This is a genomic window from Lentzea tibetensis (assembly GCF_007845675.1).
GTDB lineage: Bacteria > Actinomycetota > Actinomycetes > Mycobacteriales > Pseudonocardiaceae > Lentzea > Lentzea tibetensis.
Genome location: NZ_VOBR01000009.1, coordinates 193,587 through 212,119 on the forward strand (window position 1 = coordinate 193,587; position 18,533 = coordinate 212,119).

30 protein-coding genes are annotated in these 18,533 nt (G+C 65.1%); 15 read left to right on the forward strand and 15 right to left on the reverse strand.

Annotation, left to right across the window (positions count from 1 at the left end; translation table 11 throughout):
* Nucleotides 1–44: 44 nt before the first annotated feature.
* The 5 genes from FKR81_RS16690 to FKR81_RS16710 are packed head-to-tail and all read right to left on the reverse strand — an operon-like array spanning nucleotide 45 to nucleotide 2,056.
* Entirely contained in the window at nucleotides 45–401 is a 357-nt protein-coding gene (locus FKR81_RS16690) for a hypothetical protein (protein WP_146352923.1), read from the reverse strand.
* Nucleotides 401–844, reverse strand: coding sequence for an RRQRL motif-containing zinc-binding protein (locus tag FKR81_RS16695; protein ID WP_186763004.1), 444 nt, complete (start codon nucleotides 842–844; stop codon nucleotides 401–403). The genes FKR81_RS16690 and FKR81_RS16695 overlap by 1 nt, the downstream gene beginning before the upstream one ends.
* Nucleotides 841–1,278, reverse strand: a complete 438-nt coding sequence (locus FKR81_RS16700) for a hypothetical protein (protein ID WP_146352925.1) — start codon at nucleotides 1,276–1,278, stop codon at nucleotides 841–843. Before FKR81_RS16700 ends, FKR81_RS16695 begins: the two co-directional genes overlap by 4 nt.
* 17 nt (nucleotides 1,279–1,295) lie before the next feature.
* Entirely contained in the window at nucleotides 1,296–1,727 is a 432-nt protein-coding gene (locus FKR81_RS16705; RefSeq protein WP_146352927.1) for a DUF3307 domain-containing protein, read from the reverse strand.
* Complete coding sequence (locus FKR81_RS16710; RefSeq protein WP_146352929.1) at nucleotides 1,727–2,056, reverse strand: WhiB family transcriptional regulator; 330 nt, start codon at nucleotides 2,054–2,056, stop codon at nucleotides 1,727–1,729. Before FKR81_RS16710 ends, FKR81_RS16705 begins: the two co-directional genes overlap by 1 nt.
* Nucleotides 2,057–2,195: 139 nt before the next feature.
* Here FKR81_RS16710 and FKR81_RS16715 point away from each other — a divergent pair, with 139 nt between their 5' ends.
* The 3 genes from FKR81_RS16715 (at nucleotide 2,196) to FKR81_RS16725 (ending at nucleotide 4,125) form a co-directional block, all read left to right on the forward strand.
* Nucleotides 2,196–2,522 carry a helix-turn-helix domain-containing protein gene (locus FKR81_RS16715; RefSeq protein WP_146352931.1) on the forward strand — a complete coding sequence of 109 codons (327 nt, stop codon included), beginning with the start codon at nucleotides 2,196–2,198 and terminating at the stop codon, nucleotides 2,520–2,522.
* A 374-nt stretch (nucleotides 2,523–2,896) separates the two neighbouring features.
* Entirely contained in the window at nucleotides 2,897–3,640 is a 744-nt protein-coding gene (locus FKR81_RS16720) for a helix-turn-helix domain-containing protein (protein ID WP_146352933.1), read from the forward strand.
* A gap of 8 nt (nucleotides 3,641–3,648) precedes the next feature.
* Complete coding sequence (locus tag FKR81_RS16725) at nucleotides 3,649–4,125, forward strand: NUDIX domain-containing protein (RefSeq protein ID WP_146352935.1); 477 nt, start codon at nucleotides 3,649–3,651, stop codon at nucleotides 4,123–4,125.
* On the opposite strand, the gene FKR81_RS16730 is transcribed toward FKR81_RS16725, so the two are convergent.
* From FKR81_RS16730 to FKR81_RS16745, 4 genes are all read right to left on the reverse strand, one after another.
* The gene (locus FKR81_RS16730) at nucleotides 4,113–4,742 is read right to left on the reverse strand and encodes an HD domain-containing protein (protein ID WP_235921584.1); all 630 of its coding nucleotides are present in this window, start codon (nucleotides 4,740–4,742) and stop codon (nucleotides 4,113–4,115) included. The two genes, FKR81_RS16725 and FKR81_RS16730, sit on opposite strands and share 13 nt — an antisense overlap.
* A gap of 998 nt (nucleotides 4,743–5,740) precedes the next feature.
* Complete coding sequence (locus tag FKR81_RS45020) at nucleotides 5,741–6,133, reverse strand: tyrosine-type recombinase/integrase (protein ID WP_235921585.1); 393 nt, start codon at nucleotides 6,131–6,133, stop codon at nucleotides 5,741–5,743.
* Nucleotides 6,134–6,629: 496 nt separating this feature from the next.
* Entirely contained in the window at nucleotides 6,630–6,884 is a 255-nt protein-coding gene (locus tag FKR81_RS16740) for a hypothetical protein (protein WP_146352939.1), read from the reverse strand.
* 249 nt (nucleotides 6,885–7,133) lie between these two features.
* Complete coding sequence (locus FKR81_RS16745) at nucleotides 7,134–7,553, reverse strand: plasmid replication, integration and excision activator (protein ID WP_146352941.1); 420 nt, start codon at nucleotides 7,551–7,553, stop codon at nucleotides 7,134–7,136.
* A 157-nt stretch (nucleotides 7,554–7,710) separates the two neighbouring features.
* Between FKR81_RS16745 and FKR81_RS16750 the strand changes: the two genes are divergently transcribed.
* The gene (locus tag FKR81_RS16750) at nucleotides 7,711–8,496 is read left to right on the forward strand and encodes a GntR family transcriptional regulator (RefSeq protein ID WP_146352943.1); all 786 of its coding nucleotides are present in this window, start codon (nucleotides 7,711–7,713) and stop codon (nucleotides 8,494–8,496) included.
* A gap of 3 nt (nucleotides 8,497–8,499) precedes the next feature.
* Nucleotides 8,500–9,063, forward strand: coding sequence for a 2'-5' RNA ligase family protein (locus tag FKR81_RS45985; RefSeq protein ID WP_407936524.1), 564 nt, complete (start codon nucleotides 8,500–8,502; stop codon nucleotides 9,061–9,063).
* A gap of 100 nt (nucleotides 9,064–9,163) precedes the next feature.
* Here the strand turns inward: FKR81_RS45985 and FKR81_RS16755 are convergent, their stop codons facing one another.
* Nucleotides 9,164–9,496, reverse strand: a complete 333-nt coding sequence (locus tag FKR81_RS16755; RefSeq protein ID WP_146352945.1) for a hypothetical protein — start codon at nucleotides 9,494–9,496, stop codon at nucleotides 9,164–9,166.
* Between the two features lie 740 nt (nucleotides 9,497–10,236).
* On the opposite strand from FKR81_RS16755, the gene FKR81_RS16760 reads away from it, so the two are divergent.
* The 3 genes from FKR81_RS16760 to FKR81_RS16770 all read left to right on the forward strand — a co-directional run bounded on the left by FKR81_RS16760 (nucleotide 10,237) and on the right by FKR81_RS16770 (nucleotide 12,168).
* A complete protein-coding gene (locus FKR81_RS16760) occupies nucleotides 10,237–10,644 on the forward strand; it encodes a hypothetical protein (protein ID WP_146352947.1) in 408 nt (135 codons plus the stop codon).
* Nucleotides 10,645–11,155: 511 nt separating this feature from the next.
* A complete protein-coding gene (locus FKR81_RS16765; RefSeq protein ID WP_235921586.1) occupies nucleotides 11,156–11,689 on the forward strand; it encodes a DUF5919 domain-containing protein in 534 nt (177 codons plus the stop codon).
* A gap of 8 nt (nucleotides 11,690–11,697) precedes the next feature.
* Entirely contained in the window at nucleotides 11,698–12,168 is a 471-nt protein-coding gene (locus tag FKR81_RS16770) for an NUDIX hydrolase (protein ID WP_146352949.1), read from the forward strand.
* A gap of 7 nt (nucleotides 12,169–12,175) precedes the next feature.
* On the opposite strand, the gene FKR81_RS16775 is transcribed toward FKR81_RS16770, so the two are convergent.
* Nucleotides 12,176–12,505: a hypothetical protein gene (locus FKR81_RS16775; protein ID WP_146352951.1), complete on the reverse strand. Its 330-nt coding sequence runs from the start codon at nucleotides 12,503–12,505 to the stop codon at nucleotides 12,176–12,178.
* Between the two features lie 240 nt (nucleotides 12,506–12,745).
* On the opposite strand from FKR81_RS16775, the gene FKR81_RS16780 reads away from it, so the two are divergent.
* Nucleotides 12,746–13,435, forward strand: coding sequence for a hypothetical protein (locus FKR81_RS16780; protein ID WP_146352953.1), 690 nt, complete (start codon nucleotides 12,746–12,748; stop codon nucleotides 13,433–13,435).
* 387 nt (nucleotides 13,436–13,822) lie between these two features.
* Entirely contained in the window at nucleotides 13,823–14,086 is a 264-nt protein-coding gene (locus FKR81_RS16785) for a hypothetical protein (RefSeq protein WP_146352955.1), read from the forward strand.
* Between the two features lie 30 nt (nucleotides 14,087–14,116).
* Here FKR81_RS16785 and FKR81_RS16790 read toward each other — a convergent pair whose 3' ends face one another.
* A complete protein-coding gene (locus FKR81_RS16790; RefSeq protein ID WP_146352957.1) occupies nucleotides 14,117–14,500 on the reverse strand; it encodes a VOC family protein in 384 nt (127 codons plus the stop codon).
* A gap of 74 nt (nucleotides 14,501–14,574) precedes the next feature.
* Between FKR81_RS16790 and FKR81_RS16795 the strand changes: the two genes are divergently transcribed.
* Nucleotides 14,575–15,132: a nucleotidyltransferase domain-containing protein gene (locus FKR81_RS16795; RefSeq protein ID WP_146352959.1), complete on the forward strand. Its 558-nt coding sequence runs from the start codon at nucleotides 14,575–14,577 to the stop codon at nucleotides 15,130–15,132.
* On the opposite strand, the gene FKR81_RS16800 is transcribed toward FKR81_RS16795, so the two are convergent.
* Both FKR81_RS16800 and FKR81_RS16805 read right to left on the reverse strand, forming a co-directional pair.
* Complete coding sequence (locus tag FKR81_RS16800) at nucleotides 15,129–15,542, reverse strand: HIT family protein (protein ID WP_146352961.1); 414 nt, start codon at nucleotides 15,540–15,542, stop codon at nucleotides 15,129–15,131. The genes FKR81_RS16795 and FKR81_RS16800 overlap by 4 nt on opposite strands.
* Before the next feature lies 1 nt (nucleotide 15,543).
* A complete protein-coding gene (locus tag FKR81_RS16805; RefSeq protein WP_222598290.1) occupies nucleotides 15,544–16,293 on the reverse strand; it encodes a group II truncated hemoglobin in 750 nt (249 codons plus the stop codon).
* A gap of 58 nt (nucleotides 16,294–16,351) precedes the next feature.
* Between FKR81_RS16805 and FKR81_RS16810 the strand changes: the two genes are divergently transcribed.
* Entirely contained in the window at nucleotides 16,352–16,645 is a 294-nt protein-coding gene (locus tag FKR81_RS16810) for a winged helix-turn-helix transcriptional regulator (protein WP_222598292.1), read from the forward strand.
* On the opposite strand, the gene FKR81_RS16815 is transcribed toward FKR81_RS16810, so the two are convergent.
* Entirely contained in the window at nucleotides 16,626–17,186 is a 561-nt protein-coding gene (locus FKR81_RS16815) for an NAD(P)-dependent oxidoreductase (RefSeq protein ID WP_146352963.1), read from the reverse strand. The two genes, FKR81_RS16810 and FKR81_RS16815, sit on opposite strands and share 20 nt — an antisense overlap.
* Nucleotides 17,187–17,241: 55 nt before the next feature.
* Here FKR81_RS16815 and FKR81_RS16820 point away from each other — a divergent pair, with 55 nt between their 5' ends.
* From FKR81_RS16820 to FKR81_RS16830, 3 genes are all read left to right on the forward strand, one after another.
* A complete protein-coding gene (locus tag FKR81_RS16820; RefSeq protein ID WP_146352964.1) occupies nucleotides 17,242–17,595 on the forward strand; it encodes a winged helix-turn-helix transcriptional regulator in 354 nt (117 codons plus the stop codon).
* Entirely contained in the window at nucleotides 17,579–17,923 is a 345-nt protein-coding gene (locus tag FKR81_RS16825; RefSeq protein ID WP_146352966.1) for a VOC family protein, read from the forward strand. Before FKR81_RS16820 ends, FKR81_RS16825 begins: the two co-directional genes overlap by 17 nt.
* A gap of 261 nt (nucleotides 17,924–18,184) precedes the next feature.
* Nucleotides 18,185–18,523: a histidine triad nucleotide-binding protein gene (locus FKR81_RS16830; protein ID WP_146352968.1), complete on the forward strand. Its 339-nt coding sequence runs from the start codon at nucleotides 18,185–18,187 to the stop codon at nucleotides 18,521–18,523.
* Nucleotides 18,524–18,533 lie beyond the last annotated feature (10 nt).

Sequence of the window (18,533 nt, forward strand, 5' to 3'; positions counted from 1 at the left end):
GCGGTTCGAACCGCCGGACCGTGGTGTTGGTGGCCTGGTACGCATCACGCCACCGCCGTGGTGGCCGTCGCGCCGCACGACCGTTCCTCACCGTGGTCGCAACGCTCGCACCACCGGAACTCGTTGCCACACAAGCCGTTCGGGGTGCCGACGTGGCGCAGCACTTGGCCGTGGCAGTGGCACGGCCGCCACGGTGCCCACTGGTGTCCGTTGAGCTGGCAGGTCTGCTTCGCGACGCACACCGGGCAGGCCAACGTGCCGTCACCGAGCACCCGCCAGCCCTGCACGCACAACTGCTCGATCGCGTCGGACTCGCCGGTGTAGTGCGGGATGTAGTCGCGTTCGTTGTTGTCGCCGCACTCGTCGCAGGTCACGACAACGCACGTGATCGTGGTCAACATCAGGCAGCCCTTCCCTGGTAGTCGGTCATCTCGTCCGCGTCGAAGCACGCGGCGCACTGCTTCTTGGCGCCACGGACGCAGTGGTCCACGTAGCCCTGGTGGGTCTGGCAGAACTGGCGGGCACGCAGCGCGGCGGCGAGCGCCACTTCCTTGGCCGGGGTCATCGGCCGCACCGGCACCGCCAGCTCCTCGCGGTACAGCGAGCACAGCTCCTGACGCCGGTAGGGCTGGCGATGCCAGAACAGCAGCAGCGCCACCGGGTCCTGACCACCAGGCCGCAACCCCTTGGCCCGCAACTGACGCCGGGTCAGCAACCCACGCGGCGCCGCACACGGCCGGCCACGCCACCCGAACACCGGCAGCCCTTCCCACGTGCCCCGGCAGAACACCGTCCGGCCGTCCCACAGCGTGGTGGACGTGATCGGCCACTGACGCCCGCTCACCGCGCCACCGCCAGATCACCGGCGGGCGCCGCACCCAGGAGCTGAAGCACACGGGCAGGGCCGATGTGCACCGGGCCGGTGCCCGCGCCCGGTGCGATGCCCAACACGGTCACCGCGGTGAGCACCTCGGGCAGGTCCAGGTACGCCCACACCTCGACCCGCGCCGGCTGCGCGAGATCGGCGGCGAGCACCTGCGCGGTGGCGGTGACCTTGACATCGGTCCCGGATTGCCACGACAGCACCACATCGGTGCGCAGGGCCTGAGCCCACAACGCCACCGCGTGCAACTGGGACTCGTGCCCGACCGACAGGTGCAGCGAGATCCGGCCAGTACCGAACTCGGTCACGTTCACCGAGCCCAACTCCGGCAGCTCGGAGTGCTCACGCAGCAGCTGCACGGCCAGCTCCACCAGCTCAGGACTAAAACTCAACATGTTCTCTCCCAAGGGATTCAGAGGGCGGCAGTCAGCAACGCCGCGACGAACAGACAGAAGATGTGCGCGGACTGATCCAGATGAGCCGCGCCGCCGTTGTCGTAGTAATCGAGCTTTCCGGGCTGGACCCGGTCCACCAGCGCCGCCAGCGCCCGCAACGGATACCGGCGGTCGATCACCAAGTGCGTCGCGGCGCTCACGAGCTGGCCGACGACGAACGCGGCCGGGCTGATCGGCAGACCGATCACCACCGCGACCAGCGCGACGGCGACGGCGGTCGCGATCGTGTACGTCGCGACGTGGCGGCCGGCGGCCAACCAGCCCTCACGACCGCAATCACCCTTGTGCTTGCCCTGGTGCGGGGTCTGCAACCAGTAGTCACCCACGTGGTGACCGGCGTAGAGCGCGGCACTCACGGCCGCGAACGTCACCGCGGTATCGAGGTGCATCACGCCACCTCCGCCTGGTCCGCGACCACGGCCACCGCAGCGCGGCGGGCACGGATCAGGTCCTGCCGCTCAGCAGCGGTCAGACCACCACGAACGCCCCACTGGTCACCCAGCCCGTGCTGCAGCTCCTGCGCCAGGCACTGCGCCATCACCGGGCACCCGGCACACACCGACTTCGCCACACCCTCACGCCGACGCCGCTCCGCCGGCGTCTCCTGCAACTGCCCCGGCAAGTCGTCAGCCGGGCCGAACCACAACTCGAGGTCCGACCCCTCACAGGGCCGGTCCTCCCACCTCGCCGGGACCGGCGTGAGCTGGAACCGCTTCACTTCGCCTCCCTAGTCGACTATCAGTATCACGCTCAGTTTGAGCATGAATTGATAGTGCGTCAACAGTTTCTTTCGCAAATCACGCGCGGTATCGCGCTCTGTGGCTAGGCTTGCGCTGATCAGACGGCTAGGAGGGTCGATGTCTCAGGACTGGACAGCGCTCGGGCGGGCGATCACCGATCGCCTCGAAGAGCAGGGCATGACCATGACCGATCTCGCGAACAAGTCAGGCGTGTCCCTGACGACCGTCCGAGAGCTGGTCCATGTGCTCAACACGAGGAAGCGCAATCCGCGTACGCTCGCCGCGCTGTCTGAGGCCTTGAGCTGGCCTTCCGACCACCTCACCAAGGTCTTGCGAGGCCAGACCAACGCCGCCGAGGCCCCAAAGTCGGAGATCACCGCTCTCCGCGAGGAAGTTCGGGAACTCCGCAACCGCGTGACCGCTCTTGAACAGGCCGGCCGCTGAGATGTTCATGCGGCAGCCCTACTTCGACAGTGCTGAACCGAACGAGGTCAGGGCGTCGAGTACCGCGCCGCCCCACCGCGCCGCCTGCTGCACCGCGTGCGCAGCACCAACTGGGTCCCGAAGTACCAGCACGAGCAACGCGACGGCTACCAATGCACTTATCGCCCGACGTCCGGACCCACTTCCAGGCATCGTCGGCATCATCTGCTTGCGTCCCATGGCTTTTCTCCTCCGTGATAGCTCCTGTGGTGATGGAGCCATTTCACGCCGCAACGGGGGACGCTTGAACCGCGTTTCCGCACACGCTTGCAGACGTCCCGGGTTGCCTCGTAGCGTCCGAAACGTCCCTGGAACGTCCTGGAGGGGGAGCAAGCATGCCGAACGACCGGCTCCGATCAGCGATCCTGTCCGCAGGGCTCAAGGTCGAGGACGTTTGCGCTCGGTTGGGTGTGGATCCGAAAACCGTTGAACGGTGGATCGCCAGCGAGGCGCGAAAGCCACACCGCCGCACGCGGCGGCAGGTCGCTGAGTTGCTTGACGTGGATGAGGTATACCTCTGGCCAGACCTCGCTGAGGACGTTAAGACGCCACCCAACACTCGAAGCGAAGTTGCACACGTTTTCCCCACACGGTCATCGGTTCCGTACGACACGTGGACCGAACTCATCAACGGTGTCACCAGCCACATGGACGTCCTGGTCTATTCAGGCGCATTTCTCATTGAGCAATACAACCTGCTACCGATCGTTCGCCAGAAGACGCAGCAAGGCGCGAAGTACCGCTTCCTAATCGGCGACCACACTTCGGCCGCAGTAATTCAACGCGGCACAGAAGAGGGGACGCCGGGCGGTCTCGAAGGTCGGACACAGTTGATGCTGCGTTACCTCGAATGCATCAGCTCACTACCGGGCGTTGAGATCAGGAGCCACGGCACGATCCTCTACAACTCGATTTATCGGTTTGATGACCACATGCTTGTGAACGGTCACGCCTACGGCTCCGTAGCCGGACAGAACCCCGTGATGCATCTACGTCGAGTGGGCGGAGGAATCATGTGGGACCACTACGTGACCTCGTTCGAACGAGTCTGGCACGGTGCAACACCAGAGCTGATATAGGGAGAACAATGGCCCGCATCGACTATTTCAATGACGACAACGCACCTGCGATTAACAACGTCGTCCCCTCGGTGACAGCGGCCGTCCGAGACAACAACGGTCGGATTCTGCTCATCCACAAAATCGACAACGACTTGTGGGCACTCCCCGGCGGCGGCCATGACCCCGGCGAACGGATCACAGACACCGTCGTGCGCGAGGTACGGGAAGAGACCGGCCTTGACGTGGAGGTGCTGCGGCTCGTGGGGACGTACACAGATCCTCGGCACGTCATGGCTTACGACGATGGCGAGGTGCGGCAGCAATTCTCTCTTTGCTTCGAGGCGCGATGGCTCGGCGGTAACCCGCGTGAGGATGGAACCGAGACGAAAGAGGTCCGCTGGGTCTCACCAGCGGACCTGAACGAACTCAACATTCACCCGTCGATGCGACTCCGAATCAACCACGCTCTTGATTCAGAACGGACACAGCCCTACCTCGGTTGAGCGAGAAGCCGCGCTTCGGTACGGGAAATCGCCTCTCCAACTACGGGCCTCGCTTTGCGCCAAAACTGGTGAACGGGATGATCGGCCGGATACCGCACAAACACCTCGTCTATGCGCTCGTCATAGCTGAAGCGTTCACCATCTGGACCGGTCGTTAGATCTGCCGTCGCAAGCGCATCTGACAATAGGTCATCTTCAAACGGATAGTCCGCCAGGATGTCTGGCATACCGCGTTCGGCCGCCTCGTACCGAGCGCCCGAATGGTGGGCAACAAGGTTGACCACCCTCGCGGGGACCCCTTGCCCGCGCAGATAGTTAGCACCATCGGCCGCATGCAGGCCGCTTTTCACGAGTGCCGAGGCATAGCCGACGTCGTGTAGCCACGCGCTGGCCACCAACAGCGTCTCGGCCGCGTCGTTCCATTCGGCCGGATCTGTCCGGACATGGACTGCGGCCCGCAGCTCCTCTGCGCGGACAGCAACCGCCTGAACGTGGCTCCAGCGCCGCCCCAGTGGGGCCACAAGGCGTTGTGCGAGCTCTCGCGCGACTTCGATCAGGTTCCCGTTGCTGCGCTCCCACTCGGCAAGTTCACGTGCGTCCTCTGCACGGTCAGCCATTGCACCTCCATATGCGCTCACCGCCCCCAGTCTGACACCGGCCGCGGCTGCCCCGTCTGCGGCGACAGGGGCTGCTGAAGCAACATAGAGGCGCTTGGGCTGCCACGAAAACCACGAAAACCACAAAAGGTCACCAGGGACGTGGCGGCCACCTTGCCAACCACACCGGGCCGGTGCCCCCGCACCGTCCACGACCATCTCAGGGCCACGTTTCCGCCGCTCAGCGGGCGTCGAGGTGGCCTCTGTCCGCCCGATGGACGCAGCCCAAGTTAGGGGCGAGGGCGGGAAAACAGCAGCCCTGGGGACGCGTGGAGCCGATTAACGTGACAGCACGCGGGGACCCTGTTTCCGCAGGTCAGCGATTTTCGTGGCATGTCGTGGCTTTTCGTGGCGATGATCTCCGACGGGCGCCGCTGTCCTATATGGACGCAGGACGCCCAGGTCACGGCCCGTTCGAGGCAGCCGACCGCCTGGCAGGCTGACTTTCGTGGTTTTGTGGTTTTCGTGGCTGGCCAGTAGGGCGGCATGTCCCCGTTGGGCATGCGACGTTCGACCGCAGCGCGAGGCACAAGGTGTCGCATGCGGATGGGACCGACGCCAGAGTCGGTCGGAAGGCTGTAGGAGACCAGCCCCAGTCAGCCGCCCTAACGGGTACGAACCCACCCATGCAGCACACCGGCCACCCTGAGCGGGATCGCCAATCCCTTGTGCTTCACAAGCGGGTCCTGGCCTACGCAAGCCCGTGCCAGATCCGTGCCAGATCGGGCAGCAACATGCGGGCAACAGCGGGGACGCACGGGGAAGACAGCAGCAGACGCGCACGTAGGCATTTCCTAAGGTCATTCGCTCAATGCGGGACTCAACTTCCAAGCTGGTCATGCGGGTTCGATTCCCGTCACCCGCTCTTTGCATGTCTAGGCAGGTCAGCAGGGGTGCAATCCGATCTTGGGCAGCACCCCTTCATCGCCTCTTGATCTTGTCGTGCGATTGACGTGCGATTAGCCACTCGGCTCCTCAAGTCCCTCCTCCTTGGCCTGCGCCGCCTCCACCCGTGCGGACAGCGAGTCAGCGATCTCCTTGTCTCGCTCACTTGTGGCGTGCTGGTAGATCAGCGCGGCCCGCATGCTCCCGTGCCCCATGCGATGCATCAGCTCCCGCGTGCTCGCACCTGCCGCAGCAGCAAGGTTGTTGCCCGTGTGCCTCAGGTCGTGGAAGTGGAAGCCCTTGGGCAGCTTGACTTTCGCCACGGTCGCGATCCACTTCACGGACTTGTGCCAGTTGCCACGCTTGAGCGGAGCGCCCTTCTCCCCCGTGAAGATCAGCGCTTCTGTCCCCGCCGTTACGAAAGCCATCAGGTGCCGCCGGAAGTCGTCGACTAGAACGGCCGGCATTGCGACCGTGCGGAAGCCAGCCGTGGACTTCCACTCTGGTGGGCGAACGCGCCGACTTGACGCACTCCCCCTACGCACAGCTACGCTCTGCATGACTCGAATCTCCTTGTGTCCCAACGAATGCACGGTTGTTCGAGTCGGTGTAGGTCGCCGGGGAACAGTCGAGCCCGCCAAGACTTGGACTGTTTCCCGTGCGACACACCAACAAGGCATGTTCAGTTGTCGATCAGTGCTGGTTGAGCCGTCGTTCCAGCTCTCTGCACCAGGTGCACAACGGCCGCTTCACCGTCTTGCGAAACCAACCGCCACCCAGACAGCGCACGCACTCGTGCCATTCCATCCGGACCCGACCTGTCATCGGGTGCACTGCCGTCATGTTCATCGCGTACTTCCACCGGGCCAGCAGGCGTAGCCTCACCGGCACCACCCCTTTGCAGGGCTCTGGGAGGCACGGGACGGGTAGGGGCCACCACGCATCCGCCCGTCCCGCGCCCGTCTATTCGGGCAAGTCGGGAGGCCTCTTCCGCACCGGTTTGGGGTCGAGCACCATCGCGAGCAGTCCCGCTTCGTTCGCGACCGAGCGCAGGAACGCGGCCAGCTGCTCCCGCCCGTTGGGGCCTTCCGGAATGTGAATGACGATCATCGACGGGTCCAGGTGCAGCCGCAGGCAGTAAGCCGCGGTGACCATGCCGGGCCACGGCACGACTTCCGCCCTGGCGTCCGGCCCCGGTGACGCCATGAGCTTGAGCATCACTCTTCCCCCTCTCGGGTACGCGCCTGCGCTTGCGACACGAGGTCCGCCAGCCGATCCAGCTCGGAAGCCATGACTCGGATCGACACGCGTGCCGCAGCTCCACCGCCGCCGAAGACGAACGTGGCCGCACTCCGCTCAGGCCACGGCCCGTTGTCGCCAAGCCCCATGGCCCCGCCCTGGTGGACAGTTACTTGAAGGTTGATCTCGGTGAGGCCCCGAGTACGCGCCGGAGGCACCGGACGCCGATCACGCCGCAGCCGACTCCCCCGGATCAGGCTTCGCAGCCCGCCCGACGTGTGGCGCGCGCATCCCGGTAGCGCGGAAGCTGTACGCGATCCGCCCGTTCCGCCCTGCGTACGGCGTGATCGTCAAGCCCTCGAACTCAGCAGCCGGGTACGGGAAGCCATTGGCCTTGGCCGGAGGCACGGGCTGCACCTCACAGGCGACCTTGACCTTGAACTCAGCGCCGAACCGCGCTGCCTCCCCGTTGGCGTCCAGCGCCCGGACGGTCCAGAGCAGGAGGTTCGTCTCCTTGTCCCGCTCCTGGCGCTTGGGCGCCCTGGAGTCCTCGTTGAACTCCATCGCCGGTTCGACGCCGAGCACGAAGCAACCCAGCGGGAACACGTCGCCGAAGCGCACCGGGAACCGCGAAGGGATCACAGGCATAGCCGCACCTCTTCCTGTCTTCAACTCCTCATTAGGAGTTGCTCCTAGGGTTCAAGTTACGGAGATGCCTGCCTGTCGTCAAGTCCTCATGAGGAGTAGGGTCGACTCGCGACTCGTGGTTCAGCGTTAGTCGGTTAGTTAGGCAGGAGGAGCGAGGATGACCGAGGGGCTTGGCGCACGAGCGCCGAAGTACCACCGCGTAGCGGACGCCCTTCGACGAGAGATCCGCGACGGCGAGCTCGCACCTGGTCAGCGACTCCCAGCAGAAACCACACTGGTCGAGCGCTTCCGGATGAGCCTGCCGACGATCAGGCAAGCACTAGGCGTGCTGCGAGCCGAAGGACTCATCGAGTCCCGCCACGGCATCGGCACGTTCGTGAAGGAACAGCGCCGCCTGCAACGACGCTCCCGCGGTCGATACGGCAGCGCCCGCGACCACCAGAAGCTTCTGACACACCACCTGCGCCACGACATCGTGTTCGCCGGACGCGGCCCCGTCCCCAGCCACATCGCCGAAGTGATGGGCATCGACCCCGGCACCGAGGTCGTCATCCGCCGACGCCACCTGTTCGACAAGGACACCAACCAGCCCGAGGAGATCGGCGCGAGCTACCTCCCCGTGGAAGTGGCCGGCGGGACCTTCCTGGAGGAGCCGACCGTCGTACCGAAAGCGCTCTTCCTGTGCGTCGAGGACCTGACCGGCCGCCACTACACCCGCGCCCGCGACCAGTGGATCGCACGCATGCCGACCGCCGACGAGAGCAGCATCCTTGAACTGCCAACCGGTGCGCCCGTGATGCACGTCGTCCACGTGGCCCGCGACGAGGACGGCGACGTGCTGGAGGTGTCGGAGTCGATCTGGCCCGCAGACCGCGTGATCGTCATCGACGACTACCCCGTCGAACAGGAAGCTGAGCAGCCCGCCGCAGCAAGCGAGGTCTGAGCCGTGCCGGACTACTTCATCAGTGAGCACGCCGACCAGCTCGTCAACCACTGGTACTGGCGGCCGGGTTGGCGACCAGGTCGGCAGTTCTACACCTGGCATCTAACCTTCGAAGGCCAAGACGATGTACGTCGCTTGGTCACCCAGTACCAGGACGCACTAACCGACGTGCCTGGACTGGACATGGTGCCCCTCCCATGGTTGCACGTCACCATGCAAGGCGTCGGCTTCGTCGATGCAGTATCGGAGTCTGAAGTTCGGGCGATAGTTGCGGCAGCAAGAGCACGCCTCGCCAAAATTCCACCACAGACCCTAACATTCCACAAACCTACGATCCGCCCGCAGGCCATCGCTTTGTGTCCAGATCCAACAGAAGCCGTGCACACGATCAGAGATGCCATCCGGCACGCCATTGCCGATAGGTGGTCAGAAGCCGGGGGTACCGGAAGCCGAGGTCGTCTACAAACCTCATCTCAGCATGGCGCACGTAAATACAGACCGCCCATCAAGCCGAGTTGTCAAAGCCACTTCGCTCGTTCATCCAAAACAAGCCACGGTAACTATTGATGAGGCATCTCTCATCAGGCTTGAACGACGAGAGCACTCATACGTCTGGGTCAATGTGCCGAAAGCTCAACTAGGTACATTACCTTAGATCGAAAGTCGCTCACCCAACCTTTTCCCAACGGCCACATCCACGCGTTGTGAACGCGCCGTCGTTGCGACCTACCGTCACCGTCAACTGCTTGGCGGCAGTAACAAACCCGTTGTCGATGATTGACCCATCGGCGGCCGCACGCTCCCAGTAGCAGTCATGAACCGGCTCACGCGTACGATAGGTGCCAGGCACAATTTGATCCGGAACAAAGTAGGAGCCATTTCCGTAGTACCTATTCACAGTTCCATTAACAGCATCCTTAACAAGTTGGGCATGCTCAGGACAGAACATAGGAACACCCGCCTCGAACATCGCCTTGTGCGACTTCCATTCAACTTCCATACGCTCACCCCGAGATAGTCCGGAAGGACCCTCCGGGCCAGACATCTCCTTGCAAATGAACTTTATGTAGCTAGCAGGCCCGTCGTACTCACGGCTAGACGTGCGAAAGTCTCCCGACTTGGCCCAGCCTTCCCGAATCGCCCGGGCATCAAACTCGGCCTCAGGCGTGAGAGGTCGACTAGTAGTCGTCGTGGTGGCCGTCGTAGTAGTAGCTGGACGACTTGTCGATTGAGCCGTGTTCTTTGTGGAGCTTCCGACGGTCGATCTCGCACCATCACCACCGTTGTTGCCACACGCGACGACACTGCTGGCAGCCAAGAGCAAGATCGACGCAAGACGAACGCGACTCATGATTCCCCTTCCAGACAACCAGGGATCGCAGCCACGCTCTGCTTCGTTACGACTCGCCCGCACTCGCCCGCACTAGCTTGCTGAATTGTGCTTTATGGGATCAAGGCGCCGCCGTCGGCGGCGCGCGCAGGGCCAGTCGCCTCCCAGCGTGGCCCGCACCCATCCGGGCACGACGGGCTCCCGCTCCGCTCCGCCCGTCGGCCACGGCAGTGCGGTCCCGCAGCGCCTCGGCAGTGCACCGCCAACACCCATGTAGGCATGCCGGACGGGACGATCACGTGTCTGACCAGCTTGATCGACGCCTATGCCGCCTTGCCATGGGCCAAGCAGCGCCTTGAGCAGCGTGGCTCCATGTCAGCGGCGCACCCTTGCCCTACCCTCACGGCCCTATGGATTTCGACATGCTCTCGAAGATCGCGCTCGCAGCCCTTCCTGTCATTGGTGGCGGGCTACAACTCGTGCGCAGCCAGCGCGGTGCACGCAAGCAACTCAAAGAAGATCTTGAACTGTTAGCGATGATGCCTGAGGGCAGCGATGTACGCGCCACTATGTTGGAACACCTGAATGATCAAGCGCGCCAACTAGCGACCAGCGATGACGAACTACGTAGAGATCCGTTCGGGATCGGCTTGGCGATCGTCTTCCTGGGAGCCGCAGTCGGTACAGGCATTTTCGCCGTCACCAGCAGTGGCTGGTGGTGGATTGCCACGTTCCTCCTTGCTGCTCTCGGCATGGGAGGGCTTGGTTCGTCGCTACAGAAAAAGGCCCGAGATGCGAAGGGACGAGTCATCGGCTGAACTGCTGAAGCACCACCCCGACACGCCATGATCGGTCACGGCCAGCGGCACCGCGTCAAGACGGGAGAGCGTGTCTTGACCCGGCACCACTGTCCGCGAGATCGGCTTCGTGTCGAGGTGATGCCGGAGGTCTGGCAGGCCCGAGGCGCGTGCGATTACCGTGCGATTAGCCCCGGTCAACAGGGGTGAACAGCGGACACCCAGGACCGCCCCAACCCCAGGTAGATCACCCCGGCCTGGTCCGGGCGCCGCTCTTCCAAGCTGGTCATGCGGGTTCGATTCCCGTCACCCGCTCCAGATCATCACCGCTGGTAGATCGACCGAAGACCGTCTCATGTAGACGGTCTTCTTGCTTTTGTTGATCTTCCGTTCCCCTCGCGTGCCCCCTTCTCCTGAGGCGTGGATCACGAAGGGTCACACGCCCTACGCGCGTCACCACAACGCGATCGCCTCACTGGTCCGGGAGACCGAGACCTACCTGTAGCCAGACGCCGTCGCGGCTGAGCGCAAGGTGGAGATCACCGAGTCCGAGCTGGCGAAGCTCTACCCGCACCGCAACAACATTCCCGCGGACATGTGGGATCACCTGATCACGAACGCGACGGAGACCGTCGAAGTGCTCGTGCACGCCGGGATCTTCCTGGAAGAGCGGCCGACGTTCGTGCGCGACCTGGCGCGAAAGGCCGGCAACGGAGCACGGATCAGGCTCGTGTTCGGCGACCCCGCCAGCCGCGAGGTTGCGCGCCGCAGCGACGAGGAGCAGCTGGGCAAGGGCACGCTCGGGTCCCACACCCGCAACGCCCTGGCGTTCTACCGCCCGCTCGTCGACGTCGACGGCATCGAGATGCGCTTCCACAAGACGACGCTCTACAACTCGATCTTCCGGTCCGACGACGAGATGATCATCAACACGCGCGTGTTCGGGTTCCAGGGCGCGCACGCACCTGCGCTGCACCTGCGCCGCCTCGCTGCAGGCGATCTCTTCGAGACCTACTCTGAAAGCTTCGAGCACGTCTGGAACCTGTCCAAGTCCGCGACGTTCTAGGGAGCCTCATGGCCCGCGTGGACTACTTCCACGACCCAAACGCCCCCAAGGCCAACAGCCTCCGCCCCGCCGTCAGTGTGTTCGTTCAGGACGACGCCGGCCGCGTACTGATGATCCGCCGCACCGACAACGACAGGTACGCGATCCCCGGCGGCCAGCAAGAAGTCGGCGAGACGCTTGCCCAAGCCGCTGTGCGCGAGGTGCAAGAGGAGACCGGCGTTGACGTAGAGGTGACCGAACTGGTCGGCCTGTACTCCAACCCCGCGCATGTCATCGCGTACGACGACGGCGAGGTCCGGCAAGAGTTCTCCATCTGCTTCCGTGCACGGTTGCTCGGGGGCAAACTGCGGACGAGCAGCGAGTCCAAGGAAGTGCACTGGGTGTCGCGCGATCAGCTCAACGAGCTGAACATCCACCCATCAATCCGACTGCGTCTAGAGCATGGGTACGAGAACCGCGCAATGCCTTACTTCACATAGCCCAGCGTCAACCCTGGCCCGAATCAAACGGCGGCGGATTGTTGCCGTTGATGTCGAGTTCACCCCGGTCCAGATCACCCTGGTTGGCAACAGTGAAGCTGCTGTCACGGTCGATTCGTAGCCACAAGTCGTCCGCCTCGCACACCGCCCAAGCCGCGTCAGCTCCGCCATCGAGCTTCAGGTGCCCAAGCCAGCCATCGGAAAGATCTCCCACTACGTCAACGCGGCCGAAGGCGGCCGCCGAAGTCTTGTGCGACGCCCCCTTGTTCAGAGTGGCATCGCACCCGTACTCAACCCCGCCCGCCAGGACAACCGCACGTCCGTTGTAGTCAGCCATGACACCAGTCTGCCGTGAAACGGCACGGCCCGTTAGTTCTCGATCGTGCCCATGCGGATACGTCTTCGAACGTTCGCCCGCTGCGATTGACCTACTGCTGAATTCAGCTCTATGGGATCAAGGCGCCGCCGTCGGCGGCGGGCACCGGGCCGGTCACCCACCAGCGTGGTCCGCATCCATCCGGGCACGGCAGCGCTCCGCTGTCGACGGTCTCACCCGAACTCGTGCGAAGCTGCGCCCGTGACAGATCGAGCCTGGAACGACCATGATCGTGTGGAGCTGTGCTGTGAAGCAGGCAGCATGCTTGCCGTTGTCGGCCTCGCTGTACGTTCAGTCGCTCACGGCCAGAGCGACAATCGTCGTGAGGCGACAGCCCTACTCATGCAAATCGCAGGTGACCTCATCCGAGCTGCGTTGACGGCCATCGCGGAGGAGCATTTCTACGCGGCAGCGACGCTAAGTCGTCAGATCTTGGAAGTCACCTATCTGGCGCAGTACTTCAAGATCGCGCCCGACCGCACTGCCCACTGGCTGACCGCATCAGACAATGAGCTGAAAGCCGCCCAGGACTTCAAGCTTGGAGCGCTACGCCAGACGGTCGGCGCGCACGGGCTCCTCTACAGCCACCACTGTGCACTGGGCGGACATCCGAGGCATGCGGCTGCGCTGCTCTTGCCCGGCAGCCGCTGGCTTGAGGAAGACCTGCAGGTCCCTGGACCAGCCGGGCAGATCGCACTTGCACCGCAGAGTGCACTGGTAACCGATCTTCTTCAGCACACTAGGCCGCTCCTGATCGCATGCTTCGAGTCACTGGCGCCTTCTGACCTTGCCCCATATATAACCCAGACAGATCGGTTGGTGAAGGCGTTCGTGAAGTGGCTCCAAGAAGATCCGCTCGCTTGGGTGGGGCCTCACCCCGACACGCCATGATCAGTCACGGCCAGCGGCACCACTGTCCGCGAGATCGGCTTCGTGTCGGGATGATGCCCGCGAAGTGGTTGAGCGCAGTACGCCGCCGCCCGTGCCCCTCGCGTGCCCCATCTCAGGGGCAACAGCGGTAAACAGAGGACACGAGCGGCCAAGATTGGCGCTACGCCGCAGCTCAGAGGCCTAGCAGATCAGCGCGATGATCACTGCCAGATCTTCCAAGCTGGTCATGCGGGTTCGATTCCCGTCACCCGCTCCAGATCATCACCGCTGGTAGATCGACCGAAGACCGTCTCTCGTAGACGGTCTTCTTGCATTTGCGGCTCTTCCGTGCAGGCTGGGACCCGGCGGACAAGTGCTTGTCGCCACGCGAGTCACAGGAGGCACGGCATGAGTGACGACGATCTGCGGAAGCTGCGCGCCCAGGCGGCGGACGGCGACCAGGACGCCGTGGACCAGCTCGTCGAGCTCGCGGGCGAGCGGGGTGACTTCGACGAGTTGCGTCGGCTCGCTGACGAAGGCAGTAGCGACGCGGTGGACGTGCTCGTCGAGCTCGCGGGTGAGCGCGGGGACAAGGACGAACTGCGCCGGCTCGCCGAAGCCGGTAGCAGTGACGCTGCCGACGTGTTGGCCGAGCTCGAAGACAGCGAGTAGGCAGAGGGGTGGACCGTCCTACGTGGACGGTCACGCCACGCAGAACTCGTTGCCCTCCGGGTCGAGCATCACGATGTGACCGAGCTGGTCGCCGTAGGACTCCGAGCGGACCAAAGTAGCTCCAAGAGCCGCCAGCGACGCGGCCTTCGAACGGATCAGCTGTGCGCGCTCGGCCATGTCCCACGGCGGCTCGCCTGCCACGCGGATGTCGATGTGCATGCGGTTCTTGGCCGTCTTGCCCTCGGGCACGCGCAGGAAGCCGATGGCCGGGCGCAGGCCGTCCGGGTCGACGATGGACGCGCCGTCCGGGTCGTCGTAGCCCGGCTCGGGCACGTAGCCGAGTGCGGTGGCCCAGAACGCCGCGATGCGGTGCGGGTCGACCGCGTCGCAGCCGAGCGTCCAATGGGTCGACATGCCCGGCAAAGTACCCGACACCTGCGAACAAAGCAGAGGACTACGGTGCCGTCAGACCCAAGACTGGGGGACGAATGCACCACTGGGGGCCTGCACCGCTGGAAGAGGTCGCCGAGCTGTTCAGCGGGTTCGGGCGGCCGTGGTGGGTCGCGGGCGGCATGGCGATCGAGTTGGCCGTCGGGCGTGCCTTCCGGGAGCACGGTGATGTCGACGTCGTGGTGCTGCGGTGTGACCACGTCGCGGTGCTCGATGTGTTGCGCGGGTGGGAACTGTGGGCCGCAGACCCGCCCGGCACGTTGCGGCCGTGGCTGGCGGGTGAGCTGCCTCAGCACGTCCACGACGTGTGGTGCCGGCCGGGACCGGACGCGCCGTGGCGGTTGCAGGTCATGATCGACGAGAGCGACGGGGACTGGTGGGTGTCGCGGCGCGACCCCGCGGTGCGGCGGCCGTTGAGTGACGTCGTCAAGCACGGCGTCGTGCCGTACCTGGCGTCCGAGGTGCAGCTCTACTACAAGTCGAGGAGTCCGAGGGCCAAGGACGAGCAGGACTTCGCGGCGGTGCGGGAGCACCTGACGGACGAACAGCGGGCGTGGCTGCGGCAGGTGCTGGGGCCCGGACACCATTGGACCTAGAGGAACCGGCGCAGTGCAGCCCCATCAGCAGCGGTGAGCGCATCGAGCTGATCACCGGGGTGATGAGGGAACACGTGCACGTGGTAGTGCCACACCTCTTGCCCGCCAACGGGTTCGTTGTGCTGACGGATCGAGGTGCCGGCACAGCCGTACGCGCGGCGCATCGCGATCGCGACCGCGCGTACGGCGTCGTGCACGGCGTGGCCGTCGGCTGACGGCAGGTCGTACAGGTTCTCGTGGTGGGCGTTCGGGAAGACGATCACCGCGCCTGAGGACCCGTGTGACGCCACCTTCGCCGACGCCAGCGGTGTCCGCAGCACGACGTCTTCCGGGCGGTCCAGCGACGTCGAGCCGCCGGACAGCAGGTAGCAGAACGGGCACGGGTAGCCGGGTGGCTCGTGGTTGAACACCTCACGGAATGTAAGGCGGCGCCACTCCCCAGCCCCAGTGGGGCACCGGCGCGCCGCGGAACGGAGTCGCGCCCGGTGCCGAGTTCTGCACGGCCAGGCGGGTTCCCCACTCGAGGTACGAGACGAAGGCCGCGCGGAACTCCGGATCCGCGGGCAGCCCTACCTGATCGGCGGCGTCCAGGATGAGGTTCACCCAGCGGCGTCGTTGCGGTTCGGTGATCGCCTTGCCGATGTGCTTGGCCAGCATCGCGTCGTAGCCGCCCCGCGAGGCCGTGTAGGCAGCCGGGCCGCCGAACACCTCGCCCAGCCACAGAGCGACGTGCGACGCGTGGTGCGGATCCATCCCCGCGAACACCGGCGCCAGCAGGTCGTCGGCGCCCACGAGCTTGTAGAACGCCTCGGTCAGCGCGGAGAAGGCAGCAGCGCCGCCTGCCCACGAGTACAGCGAAGGCTGGCCACCGGACAGCACGGTCTCGTAGTGCCGCATCTCCTCGATGTCCGGCACGTACGACCTGATCTCGGACAGAAAAGCCGCGAAGTGCGGACCGCCGCGGAATCCGGTCAGGTGACCGTCCACAGAGGTCCACTCGATTCGAAGGATGTAACACGAAGGCTCGTCGGTGCTGCGGCCCAGCGAGTAGGAGAGGCACTGCGGGGCGGCGTCGAGTGACGCCGCCGCACGCGTGTAGGCGGCTTCGAACGCCGGGCCGTCCTCGACCCGGTACCTGATGTACTCGATGATCACGGGCATCAGCCCAGCACCATCCCGCATCCTGTACAAGTACGCACTTTTTGGTGAGGAGCCGCTGATGTACCACTGCCCGGTGGAGCTGACGATGGACGTCATCGGCGGCAAGTGGCGCACGGTCATCCTCGCCCACCTCAAAGAAGGCACGCACACGTACGGCGAGCTGCGCCGCAAGATGCCCGGCATCAGCGAGAAGATGTTCGTGCAGCGGCTGAACGAGCTCCGCGAGGCCGGGCTCGTCGGGCGCACCGAGGTGCCGCCGCACGTCGAGTACGCGCTCACCGGCGAAGGCCGCAGCCTCGCGCCGGTGCTCCAGGCACTCTACGACTGGGGTCTCACGCGGATGCCGACCTGACGCCGATCTGCGTGCGCGAGTGCGCCGGCCGCTCCACCTCGTCCAGCACGGCCACCGCGAAGTCCTCGTACGACAACGAGTCCGCGGGGTCGACCGGGCCGATCGCGTGAGCACCGGCGAAAGCGCCGCCGAACTGACCGGCCGGCGACATCACCAGCCAGTCCGCCGAAGACGAGCGCAGGACGTCCACGCCGGCCGCGTGGCCGAGGCAGAACGGCTTGTGCTCGGCGGGGAAGTCCGCGGAGTCGACCAGCCGCACGCCGGGAGAAACCTCCAGCAGCGGGTAGATCCCGACGACGATCACCCGGCGCACACCGGACGCGACCAGAGCGCGTGCCGCCGCGGTGTAGAACTCGGCCGGATCAGCGGAACTGTCGTACACCGCGCTGATCGCCACGTCGTAGCCCGCCGCCAGCGTCGCGGCCTCCCCCACGCCGGGGTCGCGCCCGATCGCCGTCACCTCGTGTCCCCGCTCGTCCGCCTGCGCCACCAGCGGACGCCCGGCCTGTCCACCCGCTCCGAAAACCACGATCTTCGCCATGGCACGACGCTAAGCTGGGCATACACGGTTACCGCAACGAAACCGGGGGCGACCTGTGGAGATCTGCCCGTCGAACGCGCTGCCCGTCCGCATCGGCGACAAGTGGACCGCGTGGGTCGTCCGGCTGCTGGAGCACGGGCCGCGCCGGTTCACCGAGCTGCGCAAGGACATGGGCCGGGTCACGCCGAAGGTGCTGACCGAGACGCTGCGCGCGATGGAGCGCGACGGCATGCTGACGCGGACCGAGTTCGACGAGATCCCGCCGCGCGTCGAGTACGAGCTGACCGAGCTCGGGCACTCGCTCCGCGCGCTGCTGGACCACACCTGCGCGTGGACGCGGGAGAACCTGCCGCTGATCGAGGCGGCCCGGAGAGCCAACGACGAGGCGGACCATGCGCGCACGGCTTGACCAGATCGTCCTCGACGCCAACGAACCCTCCCGCCTCGCGCGGTTCTGGGCCGAGCTGCTGGGCGGTGAGCCGGTCGACCGGGAGCACAACTGGTCGCACGTCGAGCCGCCGGACTTCCCGCGCATGTCGTTCCAGCCGGTGCCGGAGAAGAAGAACCAGAAGAACCGGCTGCACCTCGACATCGATGTCGACGACATCGAAGCGGCAGTCGTGAAGGCGGTGAGCCTTGGCGCGCAACGGGAAGGGCTCGTGCACACGGACGAGCAGGGCAGCTTCCAGGTGATGCGCGACCCCGAGGGCAACGAGTTCTGCTTCGTCCGGAACTAGACCGGAACCAGACCGGTCAGCTGGACAGCGCGCGCCAGAGCGCCTCGCCGAACTTGATGGCCAGCAGCACCATCAGCAGGCCGATCGCGAACGTCACGAGGCACCGCACGATGACGACGAGCTTGGCGCCCTTCATCGGTCACCCCGAAACCCATTGGTGAGAGAACTGGTACACCAGGATTACTGGGCAGTTGCCCCATCAACAACACCCATCCTGTCCATTTGTCTCCCCCCGATCGCCGCGCCCAATACGATGCGCGAGTGAGCGCTGACTGCCTGTTCTGCCGTGTCGTCGCGAAGCGGATCCCGGCGAGGATCGTGCTGGAGACCGATGCCGTGCTGGCCTTCCACGACATCAACCCGCAGGCTCCGACGCACGTTCTGGTGATTCCCAAAGAACATTTCCGCGCCATCGGCGACGTCGACCCGGTGACGGCTGGCCAGATCCTGGCCACCGCGCACGAGGTCGCGAAGTACGAGGGCATCGACGAATCGGGGTACCGGTTGGTGTTCAACACCAACGAAGACGGAGGCCAGACGGTCTACCACGTGCACTGCCACGTGCTCGGCGGGCGGCACATGACCTGGCCGCCGGGTTAGCGAAAATCCG

Bases quoted from the DNA above. Each gene is read 5' to 3' on its own strand.
- FKR81_RS16755 (WP_146352945.1), bottom strand. From the start codon at position 9,496: ATGGAAGTTGAATGGAAGTCGCACAAGGCGATGTTCGAGGCGGGTGTT.
- FKR81_RS45020 (WP_235921585.1), bottom strand. From the start codon at position 6,133: ATGCCGGCCGTTCTAGTCGACGACTTCCGGCGGCACCTGATGGCTTTC.
- FKR81_RS16805 (WP_222598290.1), bottom strand. From the start codon at position 16,293: ATGCCCGTGATCATCGAGTACATCAGGTACCGGGTCGAGGACGGCCCG.
- FKR81_RS16720 (WP_146352933.1), top strand. From the start codon at position 2,897: ATGCCGAACGACCGGCTCCGATCAGCGATCCTGTCCGCAGGGCTCAAG.
- FKR81_RS16750 (WP_146352943.1), top strand. From the start codon at position 7,711: ATGACCGAGGGGCTTGGCGCACGAGCGCCGAAGTACCACCGCGTAGCG.
- FKR81_RS16760 (WP_146352947.1), top strand. From the start codon at position 10,237: ATGGATTTCGACATGCTCTCGAAGATCGCGCTCGCAGCCCTTCCTGTC.
- FKR81_RS16790 (WP_146352957.1), bottom strand. From the start codon at position 14,500: ATGTCGACCCATTGGACGCTCGGCTGCGACGCGGTCGACCCGCACCGC.
- FKR81_RS16705 (WP_146352927.1), bottom strand. From the start codon at position 1,727: ATGCACCTCGATACCGCGGTGACGTTCGCGGCCGTGAGTGCCGCGCTC.
- FKR81_RS16795 (WP_146352959.1), top strand. From the start codon at position 14,575: ATGCACCACTGGGGGCCTGCACCGCTGGAAGAGGTCGCCGAGCTGTTC.
- FKR81_RS16775 (WP_146352951.1), bottom strand. From the start codon at position 12,505: ATGGCTGACTACAACGGACGTGCGGTTGTCCTGGCGGGCGGGGTTGAG.
- FKR81_RS16740 (WP_146352939.1), bottom strand. From the start codon at position 6,884: ATGCTCAAGCTCATGGCGTCACCGGGGCCGGACGCCAGGGCGGAAGTC.
- FKR81_RS16690 (WP_146352923.1), bottom strand. From the start codon at position 401: ATGTTGACCACGATCACGTGCGTTGTCGTGACCTGCGACGAGTGCGGC.
- FKR81_RS16745 (WP_146352941.1), bottom strand. From the start codon at position 7,553: ATGCCTGTGATCCCTTCGCGGTTCCCGGTGCGCTTCGGCGACGTGTTC.
- FKR81_RS16785 (WP_146352955.1), top strand. From the start codon at position 13,823: ATGAGTGACGACGATCTGCGGAAGCTGCGCGCCCAGGCGGCGGACGGC.
- FKR81_RS16825 (WP_146352966.1), top strand. From the start codon at position 17,579: ATGCGCGCACGGCTTGACCAGATCGTCCTCGACGCCAACGAACCCTCC.
- FKR81_RS16715 (WP_146352931.1), top strand. From the start codon at position 2,196: ATGTCTCAGGACTGGACAGCGCTCGGGCGGGCGATCACCGATCGCCTC.
- FKR81_RS16770 (WP_146352949.1), top strand. From the start codon at position 11,698: ATGGCCCGCGTGGACTACTTCCACGACCCAAACGCCCCCAAGGCCAAC.
- FKR81_RS16700 (WP_146352925.1), bottom strand. From the start codon at position 1,278: ATGTTGAGTTTTAGTCCTGAGCTGGTGGAGCTGGCCGTGCAGCTGCTG.
- FKR81_RS16810 (WP_222598292.1), top strand. From the start codon at position 16,352: ATGTACCACTGCCCGGTGGAGCTGACGATGGACGTCATCGGCGGCAAG.
- FKR81_RS16815 (WP_146352963.1), bottom strand. From the start codon at position 17,186: ATGGCGAAGATCGTGGTTTTCGGAGCGGGTGGACAGGCCGGGCGTCCG.
- FKR81_RS16730 (WP_235921584.1), bottom strand. From the start codon at position 4,742: ATGGCTGACCGTGCAGAGGACGCACGTGAACTTGCCGAGTGGGAGCGC.
- FKR81_RS16725 (WP_146352935.1), top strand. From the start codon at position 3,649: ATGGCCCGCATCGACTATTTCAATGACGACAACGCACCTGCGATTAAC.